Below are 15211 nucleotides of genomic sequence, written 5' to 3'. Positions count from 1 at the left end.
AGTCACGTGATCTACGTCTCAGCAATGTTAACGTTAACATCGCCTTGCGCGTCAAGACCTTCTCAAAATTTTTATTTCAGTCGCGGAAGGCGGTCGAGCCGCGCGTGATCAGCTCCGGGGAGATGAAGTTCGGCACGTGGGTCAGCCCGTCGCTGACGTCGAGGAGCAGCTCCAGGGCCGCACGTCCGGCTTCTTCGAAGGGCTGGCGCACCGTGGTCAGCGGCGGCGAGAAGTACCCGGCGGCGTCGACGTCGTCGAACCCGACCACCGAGATGTCCCCCGGCACCGAGAGCCCGCGCTCGGCCAGCGCGCGGATCAGGCCCAGCGCGATGAAGTCGTTGGAGGCGAAGATCGCGTCGGGCAGTCGAGCCTCGCTGAAGAGCTGCTGGGCGGCGTCGTAGCCGGCCTCCGCTGTCCAGCCGGCGGACCGGATCATCCGTGGTGCGCTGAGATCCGCGACGGCGAGCGCCTGCCGCCACCCGACCACGCGACCGCGGGCGTCGAACCAGTCCATGGGTCCGGCGATATGCGCGATCGACTTGTGCCCGCGATCGATCAGGTGCTGGGTGGCGCGGCGCGCGCCGAGTTCCTGGTCGATGCCGGCGACGTTCATGTTCCCGGCGGGCCACAGCCCGGAGGTGACCAGCACCAGCGGGACCCGGGTGGAGAGCTGCTTGGCCGCCTCGGCCAGGGCCGGCACCGGGGTGATCACCACGATCCCCTCGATCCCGTGGCTGAGGAAGAAGTCCAGCGTGGAGTCCACCGTCTCGGCGCGCTGATCGCGGACCACGCTGAGCGCGGTGGCGTAGCCGCGCTGCCGTGCCGCGTTCTCGATGGCCCAGGTCATCCGGGTGGGCCCGAAGTCGGTGTCGCCCTGGCTGACCACGCCGATCAGCCCGGTGCTCTGGGTCTTCAGCGCCCGGGCCTGGCTGTTGCGCCGGTACCCCAGGGCCTGCATGGAACGTTCGATCCGCTCCCGGGTGTCCGGGTGCACCGTCTCCGGGGCGTTGAGCACGCGGGAGACGGTCTGGTGCGAGACACCGGCATGCTTGGCGACGTCGATCATCGAAGGCCGCCTGGCACCTTTGCGCTTCGCCCCGTTCACCCAGCGGCTCCTCTCCCCCTGCTCGAGATGATCCTGCCACATCCGCGCACCGGGTCGACCCGCCCCACGTCCAGTCGACGCTCCCTGCTCGGAACGAGGCTCCAGTACGCTGATCCGTGGTCACGCTCACCATTCGTAGAAGGAGAACATCATGGCAGGTCCGATCGTCGTCGGTGTGGACGGAAGTCCGACAGCCCAGCGCGCTGCCCAGAAGGCCCGCGATCTCGCGCTGAAGCTCGATGTCGCGCTGCACGTCGTGTCCGCACACACCGATGCCACCATCGAGCACGTGAACAGCGGCTCGGACCAGTGGGTGGTCTCGGGCACCGACAACGCGCTCTACATCGCCGAGCAGGTGGTCCGGGGTCTGCGCACTCCGGGGTTGAAGATCAGCGCGGGGTCAGCTCAGGGCAAGCCCGCGGAGGCGCTCATCGACTACGCAGAGAAGGCCGGCGCGCAGCTGATCGTGGTGGGCAATCAGCGCATGCGCGGCGCCCGTCGCGTTCTGGGCAGCGTGGCGAATTCGGTGTCCCACACCGCAGGCTGCGACGTCTACATCGCCAATACGTATGGCGACTGAGAACGGCGGACCAGCACAGATCAGCACGCCATGAGTTCCACCGTGCCTGCCGTGCAGCGCATCGTCTGCGTCCCCGACTCCTTCAAGGGCTCCGTCAGCGCGGCGCAGGCCGCCGCGGCGATGGGCCGCGGTGCCCGCCAGGTCTTCCCCGACGCGCAGATCCTCGAGCTGCCCTTCGCCGACGGCGGCGAGGGCACCTTGGAGGCGCTGCTCGCCGCGTGGGGGCGCGCGCCGGAGACCGTGGAGGTCCGTGACGCGCTGGGTCGACCGGCGACCGCGCAGTATGGACGCTCCGCCGACGGACGCACCGGAGTGATCGAGGCGGCCCAGGGCAACGGGCTCCCGCAGGTCTCCGACGTGGGGCTGCAGCCGCTGCGGGCCGACACCTTCGGGGTCGGGCTCATCGCTCGGGAACTGCTGGCCGATCCTGCCTGTACCGAGATCCTGCTCTGCATCGGCGGATCGGCGAGCACCGACGGCGGCACGGGGCTGCTGCGCGCTCTGGGCGCCGAATTCCTCGACGCCGCTGGAGCCCCGGTGGCTCCCGGCGGTGCGGGCCTGGGGAAGATCAGCGCCGTGGACCTCAGCGGGCTGGACCCCAGGGCGAGCCAGGTGGGCTGGCGGATCGCCGTGGACGTGGAGAACCCGCTGACCGGCGAGCGCGGGGCCGCGACGGTGTTCGGGCCCCAGAAGGGCGCGACGGCAGCGGAGGTCGGCCTCCTGGACGCCGGCCTGAGCCACCTCGCCCAGGTGCTGGGCGAGATGAGCGGCGCGGAGCCTCAGCGGCTGCGCGAGACCCCTGGCTTCGGCGCCGCCGGCGGAACGCCGGTGTGCCTGGCCGTGCTGCTCGGTGCCGAGGTCCTTCCCGGCGCACAGATGGTGGCCGAGGCGCTGGACCTGCAGGAGACCCTCGCCCGGGCCGATCTGATCATCACCGGAGAAGGCTCCCTGGACGCACAGTCCCTCGACGGGAAGGTGGTCCAGGCGGTGCGCGGCTATGCCCCGCACAACGCGGCGGTGCTGGTGATCGCCGGCGCAGTCCAGCTCAGCGCGGAGCAGTGCCGCGCCGCGGGGCTGACGGCCGCGTTCTCGATCGCCCCGGGCGCGGCCTCGCTGCAGGATCTGCTGCGCCGAGCACCGGAGCTGATCGAAGACACGGCGGCCCAGGCCTGCGGGCTGCTGAGTCACAGCCTTTCGTGAGACCCCGTCTTCGCTGAGGCGCAGGTGCGCCTGCAGGCGGCGTCCCGCTCAGATCACAGGTGTGTCTGGACGTCTGCCTCGGCGCGGAGATCTTCGACATGGTCCAAGGCTGCCTCATTGCGGGCCTGATCGGTGGCGTCCGCCTCGAGGTCATCGCGCACCTCGTCGAAAGGTGGGATCTCGGCCGCTTCCTCACCCTCGGCCGCTTCCTCACCCTCGGCACCTTCAGCACCCTCAGCGCCTTCTGCGCCTTCCTGGGCGGCGACGGCCTCGTCATAGGTCTCGCGGAGCTCCTCCTCTGAGGGCTCCGGGACCTCCAGCTGCGCGAGCACCTGGTTGATCAGGACCTGGCTCTCGGCGTCCTCGGTCAGCTGCTCCTCGTCCATGCCCTGCTCTTCATAGGCCTCGATGAACTCTTCGGAGGAGCCCATGCCTGCGGTCTCGGCGGCGTCGGCGATGAGCGCGTCGATCTCCTCCTCGGAGGCCTCGTAGCCCTCGTCCTCGGCGTCCTGGAGCAGAAGCTCGTTGCCGATCATCGATTCCAGGGTCTGCTCCTTGAGCTGATCCTGGTCCGGCTCCTCGCCGGTCATCTGGGACTCCATCGCCATCTGCTGGAACTGGGACTCATAGAGCACGGTGAAGTCCTCGCCGGTGATCTCTTCGCCGTTGACCTCGGCCACGACCTCCGGAACGTCAGAGGTGTCAGCCTCAGGCAGCTCGGGCTGCTCGCCGTCGGCGCCCTGCTCCGGGCTCTCGGCGCCCGCTTCGGCGCTCTGCTCCTGCGCGCTCGCGTCGTCGTTCTCTGCGGCGGGTGCATCACTGCATGCGGCCAGGGCCAGCACGCCGGCCAGGGCGAAACCTGTGGTGATCATCTTCATCGACAAGGCAAGGACCTCCTCATTGGTAGTCGAGCGCGAAACGTAGCACGCGCAGCCCAACGCCGGGACCAGCCTGTACTCAGCTGGAGTTCAGGCCGACGATGAAGGTCCAGGTCAGGCGTCCGGCTCAGGCCAGCACCGCGAGGAGGCCCAGGATGCCGAGCACCACAACGGCCAGCGTCGTGACCAGCACCGCCGGCACGTCCGCCTCCACCCGCTCCGCCGCGATGCCCCGGGACTGCCGCGAATACCGCCGCCGCTGGGTGAGGTAGATGGCGCCGGCGACGACGGCGCAGCTCAGCGTCAACCCCACGGTCCAGAACCCGTAGTGCGGCAGCCAGCGCAGGAAGACCGCTCCGACCAGCGCGAAGAGCATCATCGTCCGGCCCCAGGAGAGCACCGTGCGCTCGGGCTGCAGGCCCGGATCCGCGTGCATCGGCGCCGCCGGGGACATCAGTCCAGCACCACCAGCACGATGACCACAGCCATGGCGACCCCGGAGGCGAAGCTCAGCAGCGGGATGATCAGCGGCATCGGCAGCGGATGCCCCAGACGCATGCTGCGCTCCACGTTGAGCCAGCGCATCGCCGCGCCCACGCTGATCAGCAGTCCCACGCTGATCGTCAGCACCGAGACCACGGTGCGGTAGGGATCGGCGAACACATCGGCGGCGAAGGCCTCCACAGCCACGCCTCCGGCGAGGAACGCCAGGGCGGTGCGGATCCAGGCCAGGAAGGTGCGTTCGTTGGCGAGGGTGAAGCGTGGGTCTGGCTCCTGGCCGTGTGCCAGCAGGCGAGAGCTCAGTCGTCCCCGCGGTGGATCCTCGCTCAAGGGGTCTTGGCTCACTGAGCCTCCTGCTCGCTGGTCCTGGTGCTGCATCACTGCGTCGGCGAGCCCAAGTCTTTCACAGCGGCGAGAGCCCCGACCGAGCTGTCTGGTTCAGACGCCGGCCTTCACGGACCCCTCCACCACGAGGTGATTCATCTTCTTGGCGATCATCGCGATCCCCCTTCTCGGGGCGGGCCTTGAGCCCGGGCAGGAAGGCCTTGACCATGTGCAGAGTGCCCCAGAAGTTCACGTCCAAGACGCGTTCGATGACCTCGAGGTCGAGGTCCTCCACGGGGACGGAGGGCTGGATGATCCCGGCCACATTGATCAGCCCGTCCACGGGCCCATGGGCCTGAGTGATGAGTCCGGGAAGCTCGTCCACAGCCTCGCGGTCGACGATGTTCACCATGTGCGTGCTGAGCCGCCTCCCGGCCTGGGCCTCTCGGGCGCGTCTGCGCCGCCAGCAGATGGCGCTCGATAGACCCTGTCGCGCCTGAGCCTGCCGGTTCAGCCGCGCGGCTTCATCCGCGTGTTGGGCAGCTCCGGGGCCGGCAGCGGCGCGGCCTGACCGGGTGGAAAGTCCCCGAACTGCGGGAACATCCGGCCGTCGTCGTAGTGGGCCTCGGCCAGCGCATCGCGGAGCCTCCCGTGCACCGGGTTCCCCAGCGCCCCGGCGGGAACCGGGATCTGGTGCTCCGAACCATCGGCGCGGGCCGCCCGTTCAGTGGTGCCGCCCTCCGTGGCGCCGCCTCTGTCGTCACCTGCGTCGCCCCCTGTGTCGTCGCCGTCGGGAGCGTGTTCAGCCGCACCCACCTGGTCGCGCAGCGGTGAACCCTCCGCCGGTGGCTCGAAGCCCATCTCGGCCTGGTAGGCGCTGCGGAAGGCCGCGATCTCCTCGTGGCTGCGCCCGACGAAGTTCCACCACATCACGATCTGCTCGCCCAGGGGTTCTCCGCCGATGAGCAGGGCCAGGACCGGCTCGTCCAGGGCCTCCACCCGCAGCGTGGTGGCCCCGACCTCGGTCACCGCCAGATGATCCTCCCCCACCAGGGCGCCGTTCAGCCGGACCGCGCCAGAGATCCGCAGCAGTCCGTGCTCGTGGGCCGCGGGGACCTCGATCTGAAGCACCGTGCCGGGCTCGAGCCGCAGCTGGGCCCCGGTCAGCGGGATATAGGTCTTCACCGGCGAGCGCCGGCCCAGCAGCTCACCGAGGAACACCTGAGCCTCCCAGCCCGGCCCTTGGACCGGCTCCGGGCGATGGGTCTCCAGCGACGGCTCCACGAATCGATGCGCATCGGGGAAGGCGTACCAGAGCTGGGCACCGTGCAGGACTGCGGTGTCCGCAGAGGAGTACTCCGAATGGCTGATCCCGCTGCCGGCGTTCATCAGCGCCACTTCGCCGGGGCGCACGGTGGCCCAGTTTCCGGCGGAGTCCATGTGGTCGATCCGGCCTTCGAAGAGCCAGGAGACGGTGGCCAGCCCGGTGTGCGGATGCCGCGGCACCCGCATGGGCGTGGCCTCGGTGAGATCGTCGGGGCCGTAGAAGTCAAGGAAGCACCATGCCCCGACGAGTGAGCGGGCTCGCTGCGGCAGGGTGCGGCGCACGGTCATCGCCCGCGGACCGCCCAGCGGGACCGTGCGCGGCTCGAGCAGCTCGACTCCGTCCTGGGCGCGGGTCACACCGTCACGCAGACCCTCGAAGGTGTAGGGCCCGTTGATGCAGACCTGTTCCTGGGGCTCGCGCTCGGTGGTGCTCATCGCCGTCTCCTCATCCTGATGACCGGGTTCGAAGTCGAGTATTTCAATATTGAATCAATAAGCCCAGAGTTTCCGCTCCAGGCGCAGGGCGTCAGTCGTCGGTGACGGTGACGGTGACCTCGACCTTGGTGTTGCCGCGGGCGGCCTTGGAACAGGGGCAGAAGGCGTGGGCCTTCTCCGCGATCGCCTCCGGCTGCCGCGGCGAATCCGCGGCACCGCCGGTCATCCCCATGGAACACCAAGCCACTGTTACTGGCACAATGGAACACCGTGCGAACTACCGATGCCGTCTGGCTTGCCCCTGGCGAGCCACAAGAGATCCAATCTGACCTGGTCAGCCGCTTCCAGCAGGAGTATGGCCGGGCAGCTTCTGGTACCTGGTTCGCCCCGGGCCGAGCCAATCTCAACGGCGAGCACATCGATTTCCACGCCGGCCGCTGCCTGCCGATGGCCCTGGCCCACGGCACCTACGTCGCCGCGGCTCCGCGCACCGACGGCCAGCTTCGGCTGCGCACGCTGGACGCATCACTCGACGACGGGATCACCACGGTGACCCCGGACCAGATCGGACCCGCCGCGGCCGCCTCCGGACAGGATGTTTCGGGGCATTGGAGCCACTACGTCTCCGGGGTGCTCTGGGCGCTGCGCGAACTGGGCAGGTCCCAGCCGGCATTTGCGGTCGATGCGGACTTCGGCGCCGATCTGCTGGTGGTGTCCACGCTGCCCATCGGCGGAGGGCTCTCCTCCTCGGCTGCCCTTGAATGTGCCTCGATCCTCGCGTTCCTCGCTCTGGGCACTCCGTTCGGCCAGGACAATCCTCTGCAGGATCTCAACGCCGCGCTGACCCGGGAGAACCGCAAGGACCTGGCCGCCGCCTGCGTGCGGGCCGAGGTGGAGGTCGTCGGCGCCGGCACCGGAGGCCTCGATCAGACCGCTGCGATGCGCGCCCGCCCGGGCAAGGTGCTCTCGCTGGACTGCCGGGACTTCAGCGTCACCCCGCTGGACATCGGCTGCATCCTGCGCGGCTACCGACTGATCGCGGTGGACACCGGAGAGGCGCATCGGCTTGCCGACGGCCAGTTCGGGGATCGTCGGGCAGACGCCGAGGCCGCGACGCGCCTGCTGGGTCTCGACCGGCTCCGTGATGCGCTGCCCGAGCAGCCGCGCAAGGCCGATGTCTCCCACGTGCTCGAGGAGTTCGATCGGCTCGCGGAACAGCTGGAGACCCTCGACGGTCGCAGCGTCGAGGCCTGCCGGCGTCGGCTTCACCATGCCCTGACCGAGATGGTGCGATCCGAGAAGCTGCATCACCTGCTCTCGGGGGAGGCCTACGGCGTGCGTCACATCGCCTCCACGGTCGGAGACATCCTCACTGCCGGACATATGAGCATGCGCGACGACGCGGAGGTCTCCTTCGACATCGCCGACCTCGTGGTGGAGACCGCGCTGGCCCAGGGCGCCGAAGGCGCCCGGCTGATCGGCGGTGGCTTCGGCGGCTCGGTGCTGGTGCTGATCACCCCCGCGGCGATCCCCAAGCTCACCGCGGCGCTGGAGCGCATCAGCCGCCGCATCCGGCTGCTCGACGTCGCACCCTCCGCCGCGGCCCAGGCGCTGTGACCTCGCCCCAGACCGCCCGCGGCACCGGAATCGCCGGTCGCGCCGCTGATCCGTGCGCCCGATGAACTCCACGCGCACGGTGCTGCTGACCGGTTTCGAGCCCTTCGCCGGGATGGACCACAACCCCTCCTGGGACGTGGTCGCCGAGCTCTCCGAGGCCGCTGGGCGAGGCGCTCTGCGGGCCCAGGAGGTCCACGGCGACGTCACGGTGCGCACGGCGCTGCTGCCGGTGGAGTTCCACGTCAGCGCCGAGCTCCTGCTCGAACAGATGGCCGTCGCCGCACCGGACCTGGTGATCTCCGTGGGCCTGGCAGCCGGCACGGAGGCGGTGCGGCTGGAGCGGGTCGGCCTGAATCTGCGCGACGCCCGGATACCGGATAACGCCGGGCATCAGCCCACCGAGGAGCCCGTCGTGCCGGGCGGGCCTCCGGCCTTGTTCGCCACCCTGCGGCTCAAGGCCGCCCACGCCGCGATCAGCGGCGCAGGAATCCCCGTGGCGCTCTCGCTCAGCGCGGGCAGCTTCGTGTGCAACAGCCTGCTCTATACGCTGCTGCACGCGGCCCCGGCATCCGTGCCCGCCGGCTTCGTCCATGTCCCGGATCTGTCCCGCGCGGGATCTCCGGTGAGCCGCGCGCAGGCCGCGCGAGCCGTGGACCTGCTCATCACCGAGTCGCTGCACCAGGGACCCGATCTCCAGGTGCCCGCCGGCCTGCTGCACTGAGCTCCGGCGCTGCCCGGCCAGGGTTTACCTCCTGCCCAGCTCATTTTCAGAGATACTTCCTAGACTCCAGGTCAGGACGCATTTCCCATCCACCCGGTACGGCTCTGCCAAGCGAGGTGCACGAATGTCATCTCATCCCGCACGTCCCACTCACCGGGAGCTGGATCACCCGGCCCCCGAACCCGCATCCGCGCGCGCCCCTGAACTCGGACGGTCCAATTCCGACGCCACCGTAGCGATCACCTTGGGCGTCGGCATCGGGGTGATCGTCTTTCTCCTGGTCCTGCCCTACCTCGGCGGCATCTGACCCAGCGCCGGGCAGCCGCTGTGAATCCCCGAGGATCCCGGTGGATTCACCTCGCCGCTTCGGAGAGTCCCCTGGTCACGCCTGACTGCCGGTACGCTGACAGGCTGTGAGCACCAGCAAGAAGTCCGCGGCCAAGAAGCCTGTCGGCAGATCCTCGGTTCCGACCAGGAAGAAGAGCGCGACGACGGCGCGACGACCCTCCTCTCCCGCTCCCCGGGCCGGCAAAGGATCACGGGCCGGCACAGCCTCGCGAAACGGTGTGAGCTCGCGCAGTGCGGGCTCGCGCGGCGGGTCATCCCGTGCTCCGTCTCGGCCCTCGGGGAAGTCCGGCTCCCGCAGCACCCGACCCAACGGCAGCCCGAGGCCCAACCGCGGCCCCCGGTCAACCGGCAGGACCCGGTCCGCGTCCGCACAGCGGAAGCAGCCCAGCGCCCTGCGGCGCATCGCCGGGGACTGGGGCCGGTATCTCTGGGCAGTGGTCGTCACCGTGGTCATCGCCGCGCTGCTCTTCGAGTTCACCATGATCTGGACCATCGGGGTGGGCTTCTACATGCTGGCCCTGGGTGAGTTCACCGGCCTCTGGATGTTGGTGGGCGGCTACGCGATGGCCTGCACCCCGGCCGCCTTCGGACTGCTCATCGCCACCGGCCAGTTCTGGAAGTCCCTGACCCATTCACTGTGGATCGGACTGCTCTACGGCACGCTGGGATTCACCTTCATCGACGTCATCCTCGGCTCCTTCTGAATCCTCGTCCGAGTCAGCAGAACCCTCGGCGGAGAATCTCGGGAATCCCTGAGACCCTGAAAGTCACCAGATCACTTCTCCGGGAGGCCCGTCATGTCCGCACGATCCACATCGGCTGCTGCATCCCCACGGTTCGACCTCTCCGGGCGGGTCGCGCTGGTCACCGGGGCCACTCGTGGCGCCGGACGCGCAATCGCTCGTGAGCTCGCCGGCGCCGGGGCCGTTCTCTACTGCACCGGCCGCTCGTCCCCAGAGGCGCCGTCTGACTACGGCCGTTCCGAGACCGTGGAGGAGACTGCGCGGCTGATCTCCGACGCCGGCGGGACGGCGCATCCGGTGATCGTGGATCACCTCGAGATCGAGGCGGTCCGCGCCCTGATCGCGCGGATCGACGAGAATCACGGGCGTCTGGACATCCTGGTCAATGACATCGGCGGGGAAGCCTATGTGGAGTTCGGCAAGGCGCTGTGGGACTACGACCTCGCGGCGGGGAAGAAGCTCTTCGACACCGGATTCACCACTCATTTGAACACCAGCCACAGCGCCCTGCCGCTGCTCATCCGCAATCCCGGCGGCCTGGTGGTGGAGGTCACCGACGGGACCCGCCGCTACAACGCCTCCCACTTCCGGGAGAACGCCTTCCTCGACCTGACCAAGACCGCAGTGGATCGACTGGCTTTCGCCCAGGGCCATGAGCTGGCGCCCCATGGCGGGACGGCCGTCTCGGTCTCCCCCGGCTGGCTGCGTTCAGAGATGATGCTCGACGGTTTCGGGGTGACCGAGCAGACCTGGCGCGCCGCCGCAGAGGCCAACCGCGGGAAGACCGAGGTGGTGCCGCCGTATGAGTTCGTCATCTCTGAGACCCCGGCGATGCTCGCCCGCGGCATCACGGCCCTGGCCGCAGACCCGGCGCGGGCCGGGTGGAACACCAGGTCGACCAGTTCCTTCGAGCTGGCTCAGCACTATGAGCTGACCGACGTCGATGGGTCCCGGCCAGACGCCTGGAGCTTCATCACGGAGATGGAGACCACCGACGCCGCACAGCTCGAGGCCTCGCAGTACCGCTAGAAGTCGCGGGCCATGTCCTGGAAGCGGGCATAGTGGCCCTGGAACGCCACCGTGATGTCCCGGGTGGGACCGTTACGGTTCTTCGCCACGATGATGTCGGCCTCGCCGGCGCGCTCGGTCTCCTTGTCATAGACCTCAGGGCGGTGCAGCAGCATGACCATGTCCGCATCCTGCTCGATCGAACCGGATTCACGCAGATCGGAGACCTGCGGCTTCTTGTCCGGACGGGACTCGGACCCGCGGTTCAGCTGGGAGAGGGCGATGATCGGGACATCAAGCTCCTTGGCTAGCAGCTTCAAGGTACGGGAGAACTCGCTGACCTCCTGCTGGCGCGACTCGACACGTTTGCCCGAGGAGAGCAGCTGCAGATAGTCCAGCACCACGAGCTTGAGGTTGTGACGCTGCTTGAGCCGGCGGCACTTGGCCCGGATCTCCATCAGCGACATGTTCGGGGAGTCATCGATGAACAGCGGCACGTCATTGAGCCGGTCCACCGCCTCGGACATCTTCTCCCAGTCCTCATCACGGATATTGCCCTTGCGCAGGTCGGAGAACAGGATCCGGGACTCTGCGGAGAGCAGACGCATCGCGATCTCGTTGCGCCCCATCTCCAGGGAGAAGAAGGCTGCGGTCATCTTGTTGTTCACCGCGGCGGCGCGGGCGAAGTCCAGCGCCAGGGTGGACTTACCCATGGCCGGACGAGCGGCGATGATGATCATCTGTCCGCCGTGGAAGCCATGGGTCAGGTCATCGAGTTCGCGGAACCCGGTGGGGATGCCGGTGAGTCCCCCGTCGTGGGCGGAGTTGGTCTCGATCTCGTCGATCGTGGGGCCCAGGATCTCGGAGAGTGAGACATAGTCCTCGCTCTGCCGGTTCTCCGCCACGTTGTAGATCTCAGACTGCGCCTGGTTGACGATGCCCTCGACCTCACCGTCGGCGGTGTGTCCGAGCTGGACGATCTTGGTGCCGGCGTCGACGAGTCGGCGCAGGATGGCGCGCTCGCGCACGATCTCCGCGTAGAAGCCGGCGTTCGCCGCGGTGGGCACCGACTGGGCCAGGTTGTGCAGGTACGCCGGGCCGCCGATGCGCTGAAGTTCGCCGCGCTTGGTCAGGTGATCCGAGATGGTGACCACGTCGGCGGGCTCGCCGCGGCCGTAGAGATCGATGATCGCGTCGTAGATCAGCTCATGCGCGGGTCGGTAGAAGTCCGAGCCGCGCAGGACCTCCACGACGTCGGCGATGGCGTCCTTGGAGAGCATCATGCCGCCGAGCACTGACTGCTCCGCCACCATGTCCTGCGGGGGCGTGCGGGAGTCCACCCCTGCGGGGGATCCGGTGTTGTAGAGCTCGGTAGTCACCCCTCCACGATACTCGGTGCACGCAGTCCTTCGACCACCGCATCCAGCCAGGTGCGCATCGTCTCGCGAGCCTGTGGAGTATCGGGATAGCGGCAGCGCAGATGCAGTCCTGTCTCGTTGACCACGAACCAGATCATCACCCCGTCGGTCTGGACCACCGCGGAGACGTGCTGAGCATTGAGCGCCTCGTCCACATTGATCGGCAGTCGGCGATGATCCAGCCAGCTCATCGCGAACATCCCCGGCTCGGCGGGCATCCCGCCGTAGGGCCGCATGATCGGTGCCATCGGATGCGAGCCCAGCCGGATCGCCTCCTTGACCGCCTGATAGCTGCCGCGCAGGCTGTCGTCTTCGTTCTCCAGGACCGCATTGGTGATGAACCAGCCCACCGAGTCGAACCAGCGCGGCTCATCGCGGCTGTGCACCGGGAAGACCGTGCGCAGCGGCTGGTCGCCCAGCTCGCGGAAGATCCGGGTCATCACCGAGACCGCGACGGCGATCAGCCTGACCCCCTCTTCCCTGGCATGGGCCTCGAGCTTGTTGAGCTCCGCGGAGTCCAGCACGTCGCGGACCTCGACCTTCTCACTCACCGGCAGCGAGATATCCCCCAGCGGCAGCGGGAAGGTCGGCATCACTCCACCTCCGGCCTCCAGGATTTCTCGCCACCGGGTGACGATCTCCTCTGGGGGAAACGGCTTGGCCTCCATCGCCGTGGTGTGCGCCGCGAAGGACTCCGGCACCGGGAGCTCATGTGCCGCGGGACGGCCGGCCCGCAGGTTGTTCAGGACGGCGTTGAAGTCCCGCACCAGCACCAGCAGGGACCAGGCGTCGACGTGGGCGTGGTCGGAGCCGATGACGATCTGTGGTGACCCGGCGGTGTCCCGCACAGCCGCGGATTCACCGTCGTCGATCACGCAGAGCCGGTGCGACGGCGTGCCGAATGGATCGCAGACGGCGTCGAAATGAGCGCGCAGGGCGGCCTTGACCTCCGCCGCGTTGAGCTGGTCGCTCGGCGCGGCCAGGTGTGCGGTCTTCAGCGCCGCACCGCGATCCACGCTGAAGCTGATCGGGCGGCGCGGCCGCTCGGGAGCAGAGAGCTGCTCCCAGGTGCCGGGCAGCATCGCGACCTCGCGCAGCAGCAGGTCACTGACCGGTCCGCCGGAATCTCCGCCAGGCCCGGTGTTGGAGTGATGCGTGTCACTGCGGCGCGGGGAATGTTCGGGCCGCCAGTCGAAGACCGTGCGCAGCGTCCCGTGGCGCTGGATCACCACCTGCCAGGCGGCGGCGATCTCGTCCAGGGAAGCCGGACCGTCGAGCTGGAAGGACACCGCCATCCAGGATCCGGGTCTGGACCCGAAGCTGACATGGCGGTTCTGGTCGAACGACACCGGGAGCCCGCCGGGGGGATCGGCGGCCGGCACCCCGGCCCCCGGGAGTCCCGCCCCGAAGCCGACGTCGGAGGTCCGCCTCGCCGCATCGTCGACGGCGAGCTGGGCCACCACCGAGTAGCTGGACAGACGTCCGGGCCTGGCGTGCATCTGTGCCACATTGGTCAAGCGCATACGGCGTAGTGTAGATGGCGTTCAGTTCGCCTGGATGTTTCCAGCGCAACTTGTTGTTCACCTGAGACTCAGGAGTCGAAGACCGTGGGGCTTTTCCAGACAGCCGGGGCGAAGCTCGCCTATCAGATCTCCGGCGACGGTCCGATCTTCGTCCAGCTGCACGGGCTGACCTCTTGTGCCTCGCGCGAGCAGCGCGCCGGTCTGGACATGACGCTCAGCCTCGAAGACTGCCGAGTCCTTCGCTACGACGCGCGGGGACACGGCTCCTCCACCGGGCGCGCCGTGCCTGAGGACTATGTCTGGCCGCGGCTCGCCGATGACCTGCTCGAGCTGCTCGATGAGCTCGCCCCCGGACAGAAGGTGCACGCCGCGGGACCCTCGATGGGCGCCGCGACGCTGCTCTATGCCGCGCTGCGCGATCCCGACCGTTTTGCCACGCTGACCCTGATGGTGCCCCCCACGGCGTGGGCCACCCGTGCCGGGCAGGCGGCGACCTACCAGAAGTCGGCCGAACTGGTGGAGGATCACGGGATCGGGGCCTTCGTGCGGGTGGGCCGACAGGTGCTTCCGCCGCCCGCCCTGGCGGACCGGCCGAAGGAGCGCGTCCCGGCAGTCAGCCAGGAGCTGCTGCCCTCGATCTTTCGCGGGGCCGGGGTCAGCGATCTTCCCGGTGCTGAGCAGATCGGCGAGCTCTCGGTTCCCACGCTGCTCCTGGCCTGGGTGGATGACTACGCACACCCGGTCTCCACCGCTGAGAAGCTGCACCAGCTGATCCCGAACTCGCAGCTGCAGATCGCCGAGACCCCGGAGGAGCTGGGCACCTGGCCGCGCCGGGTGTCACGGTTCATCGCCGCACACCCCGTGTGAGGCCCAGGCCTGTGGCGGAGATCGGATCGCCGGGGGACGCAGCAGGATCACGAGCCATGAGCGCGTGATCCCCTTCCCTTGGCCGGTCTCCCGGCGACCCGATGTGCCTTCAGATCCTGCCGCTCGGCCTCCTGCAGCGGAGCGCAGAGGTGCGGGGACCAGGATCTCCTCGGATTCTCCGAGGCCTCGGACACGTCGACCACGGGACGGCCGGCGAAACGCTTCCCGGCCCCGTGTCTCCGCTCCCGCCGCTGAGTGCGGCGCCGCGTGAATGCGCGCTGGGCGGGGCCCAGCCAATATTCACGTCCGAGGGACTTTCCACACTTTAGGTCCCGAGCCCGGCAGGGGCAATAGAGCGAAATGCTGTTGCCTGTGGAGTAAATGTGGACTATGCGGCGTGTCTTGTGCACAACATGTGCAGGAAGCTGTGGATAACAGTTGGATAACCCGTAGATATCTCCACTGAGGTGCAGTTTTGTAGCAACTCACCTGTGCACGCAGGAATAGAGATACCAGTTTTTCCACCATTCCGTCGCCTTGCCGTAACCCCGCCGTTAGGTGTATGGCCCCTCCGTCGCCCTGTTTTCCACAAGTTGTCCACACCCTGGTGAGAACCC

18 protein-coding genes are annotated in these 15211 nt (G+C 68.5%); 8 read left to right on the top strand and 10 right to left on the bottom strand.

Features of this window, described 5'->3' with window-relative positions; all coding sequences use genetic code 11:
* Positions 1–76 precede the first annotated feature (76 nt).
* Entirely contained in the window at positions 77–1105 is a 1029-nt protein-coding gene (locus tag LTH96_RS10715; RefSeq protein ID WP_241465717.1) for a LacI family DNA-binding transcriptional regulator, read from the bottom strand.
* A 151-nt stretch (positions 1106–1256) separates the two neighbouring features.
* Between LTH96_RS10715 and LTH96_RS10710 the strand changes: the two genes are divergently transcribed.
* Together LTH96_RS10710 and LTH96_RS10705 are read left to right on the top strand one after the other, a co-directional pair.
* A complete protein-coding gene (locus tag LTH96_RS10710) occupies positions 1257–1685 on the top strand; it encodes a universal stress protein (protein WP_241465716.1) in 429 nt (142 codons plus the stop codon).
* 30 nt (positions 1686–1715) lie between these two features.
* Positions 1716–2885: a glycerate kinase gene (locus tag LTH96_RS10705; RefSeq protein ID WP_241465715.1), complete on the top strand. Its 1170-nt coding sequence runs from the start codon at positions 1716–1718 to the stop codon at positions 2883–2885.
* A 53-nt stretch (positions 2886–2938) separates the two neighbouring features.
* Here LTH96_RS10705 and LTH96_RS10700 read toward each other — a convergent pair whose 3' ends face one another.
* The 6 genes from LTH96_RS10700 to LTH96_RS10675 form a co-directional block, all read right to left on the bottom strand.
* On the bottom strand, positions 2939–3757 hold the full coding sequence (locus tag LTH96_RS10700; RefSeq protein ID WP_241465714.1) for a SurA N-terminal domain-containing protein: 819 nt from the start codon (positions 3755–3757) through the stop codon (positions 2939–2941).
* A gap of 133 nt (positions 3758–3890) precedes the next feature.
* Positions 3891–4217: a DUF202 domain-containing protein gene (locus tag LTH96_RS10695; RefSeq protein WP_241465713.1), complete on the bottom strand. Its 327-nt coding sequence runs from the start codon at positions 4215–4217 to the stop codon at positions 3891–3893.
* Positions 4217–4642: a YidH family protein gene (locus LTH96_RS10690; RefSeq protein ID WP_255728112.1), complete on the bottom strand. Its 426-nt coding sequence runs from the start codon at positions 4640–4642 to the stop codon at positions 4217–4219. The genes LTH96_RS10695 and LTH96_RS10690 overlap by 1 nt, the downstream gene beginning before the upstream one ends.
* A gap of 25 nt (positions 4643–4667) precedes the next feature.
* Positions 4668–5102 carry an SDR family oxidoreductase gene (locus LTH96_RS10685; protein ID WP_255728127.1) on the bottom strand — a complete coding sequence of 145 codons (435 nt, stop codon included), beginning with the start codon at positions 5100–5102 and terminating at the stop codon, positions 4668–4670.
* Positions 5099–6349 (bottom strand): pirin family protein, encoded by a 1251-nt coding sequence (locus LTH96_RS10680; protein ID WP_241465711.1) that lies wholly within the window; start codon positions 6347–6349, stop codon positions 5099–5101. Before LTH96_RS10680 ends, LTH96_RS10685 begins: the two co-directional genes overlap by 4 nt.
* Positions 6350–6440: 91 nt before the next feature.
* Positions 6441–6581 (bottom strand): hypothetical protein, encoded by a 141-nt coding sequence (locus LTH96_RS10675; RefSeq protein ID WP_304653915.1) that lies wholly within the window; start codon positions 6579–6581, stop codon positions 6441–6443.
* Positions 6582–6619: 38 nt separating this feature from the next.
* Between LTH96_RS10675 and LTH96_RS10670 the strand changes: the two genes are divergently transcribed.
* From LTH96_RS10670 to LTH96_RS10660, 3 genes are all read left to right on the top strand, one after another.
* A complete protein-coding gene (locus LTH96_RS10670) occupies positions 6620–7966 on the top strand; it encodes a galactokinase family protein (protein ID WP_241465710.1) in 1347 nt (448 codons plus the stop codon).
* Between the two features lie 61 nt (positions 7967–8027).
* Positions 8028–8687 (top strand): pyroglutamyl-peptidase I, encoded by a 660-nt coding sequence (locus LTH96_RS10665; protein WP_241465709.1) that lies wholly within the window; start codon positions 8028–8030, stop codon positions 8685–8687.
* Positions 8688–8811: 124 nt separating this feature from the next.
* A complete protein-coding gene (locus tag LTH96_RS10660) occupies positions 8812–8994 on the top strand; it encodes a hypothetical protein (protein WP_241465708.1) in 183 nt (60 codons plus the stop codon).
* A 75-nt stretch (positions 8995–9069) separates the two neighbouring features.
* Here LTH96_RS10660 and LTH96_RS10655 read toward each other — a convergent pair whose 3' ends face one another.
* Positions 9070–9480, bottom strand: coding sequence for a hypothetical protein (locus LTH96_RS10655; protein ID WP_241465707.1), 411 nt, complete (start codon positions 9478–9480; stop codon positions 9070–9072).
* Here LTH96_RS10655 and LTH96_RS10650 point away from each other — a divergent pair.
* Complete coding sequence (locus LTH96_RS10650) at positions 9470–9739, top strand: hypothetical protein (RefSeq protein ID WP_241465706.1); 270 nt, start codon at positions 9470–9472, stop codon at positions 9737–9739. The two genes, LTH96_RS10655 and LTH96_RS10650, sit on opposite strands and share 11 nt — an antisense overlap.
* 93 nt (positions 9740–9832) lie before the next feature.
* The gene (locus LTH96_RS10645) at positions 9833–10807 is read left to right on the top strand and encodes an SDR family oxidoreductase (RefSeq protein ID WP_241465705.1); all 975 of its coding nucleotides are present in this window, start codon (positions 9833–9835) and stop codon (positions 10805–10807) included.
* Here LTH96_RS10645 and dnaB read toward each other — a convergent pair.
* A complete protein-coding gene (gene dnaB / locus LTH96_RS10640; RefSeq protein ID WP_342357750.1) occupies positions 10804–12165 on the bottom strand; it encodes a replicative DNA helicase in 1362 nt (453 codons plus the stop codon). The two genes, LTH96_RS10645 and dnaB, sit on opposite strands and share 4 nt — an antisense overlap.
* Entirely contained in the window at positions 12162–13727 is a 1566-nt protein-coding gene (locus LTH96_RS10635; protein ID WP_241465704.1) for a peptide synthetase, read from the bottom strand. Before LTH96_RS10635 ends, dnaB begins: the two co-directional genes overlap by 4 nt.
* An 84-nt stretch (positions 13728–13811) precedes the next feature.
* On the opposite strand from LTH96_RS10635, the gene LTH96_RS10630 reads away from it, so the two are divergent.
* Positions 13812–14594 carry an alpha/beta fold hydrolase gene (locus tag LTH96_RS10630; protein WP_241465703.1) on the top strand — a complete coding sequence of 261 codons (783 nt, stop codon included), beginning with the start codon at positions 13812–13814 and terminating at the stop codon, positions 14592–14594.
* Positions 14595–15211 lie beyond the last annotated feature (617 nt).

Origin of the sequence: Nesterenkonia sp. LB17, assembly GCF_022565915.1 — a bacterium.
Lineage (GTDB): Bacteria > Actinomycetota > Actinomycetes > Actinomycetales > Micrococcaceae > Nesterenkonia.
The sequence above is the reverse complement of the archived record's forward strand: the minus strand, read 5'-3'. Positions and strand labels throughout refer to the sequence as shown.

Bases quoted from the DNA above. Each gene is read 5' to 3' on its own strand.
- LTH96_RS10635 (WP_241465704.1), bottom strand. From the start codon at position 13,727: ATGCGCTTGACCAATGTGGCACAGATGCACGCCAGGCCCGGACGTCTG.
- LTH96_RS10680 (WP_241465711.1), bottom strand. From the start codon at position 6,349: ATGAGCACCACCGAGCGCGAGCCCCAGGAACAGGTCTGCATCAACGGG.
- LTH96_RS10665 (WP_241465709.1), top strand. From the start codon at position 8,028: ATGAACTCCACGCGCACGGTGCTGCTGACCGGTTTCGAGCCCTTCGCC.
- LTH96_RS10690 (WP_255728112.1), bottom strand. From the start codon at position 4,642: ATGCAGCACCAGGACCAGCGAGCAGGAGGCTCAGTGAGCCAAGACCCC.
- LTH96_RS10705 (WP_241465715.1), top strand. From the start codon at position 1,716: ATGAGTTCCACCGTGCCTGCCGTGCAGCGCATCGTCTGCGTCCCCGAC.
- LTH96_RS10675 (WP_304653915.1), bottom strand. From the start codon at position 6,581: ATGGGGATGACCGGCGGTGCCGCGGATTCGCCGCGGCAGCCGGAGGCG.
- LTH96_RS10695 (WP_241465713.1), bottom strand. From the start codon at position 4,217: ATGTCCCCGGCGGCGCCGATGCACGCGGATCCGGGCCTGCAGCCCGAG.
- LTH96_RS10645 (WP_241465705.1), top strand. From the start codon at position 9,833: ATGTCCGCACGATCCACATCGGCTGCTGCATCCCCACGGTTCGACCTC.
- LTH96_RS10710 (WP_241465716.1), top strand. From the start codon at position 1,257: ATGGCAGGTCCGATCGTCGTCGGTGTGGACGGAAGTCCGACAGCCCAG.
- LTH96_RS10660 (WP_241465708.1), top strand. From the start codon at position 8,812: ATGTCATCTCATCCCGCACGTCCCACTCACCGGGAGCTGGATCACCCG.
- LTH96_RS10700 (WP_241465714.1), bottom strand. From the start codon at position 3,757: ATGATCACCACAGGTTTCGCCCTGGCCGGCGTGCTGGCCCTGGCCGCA.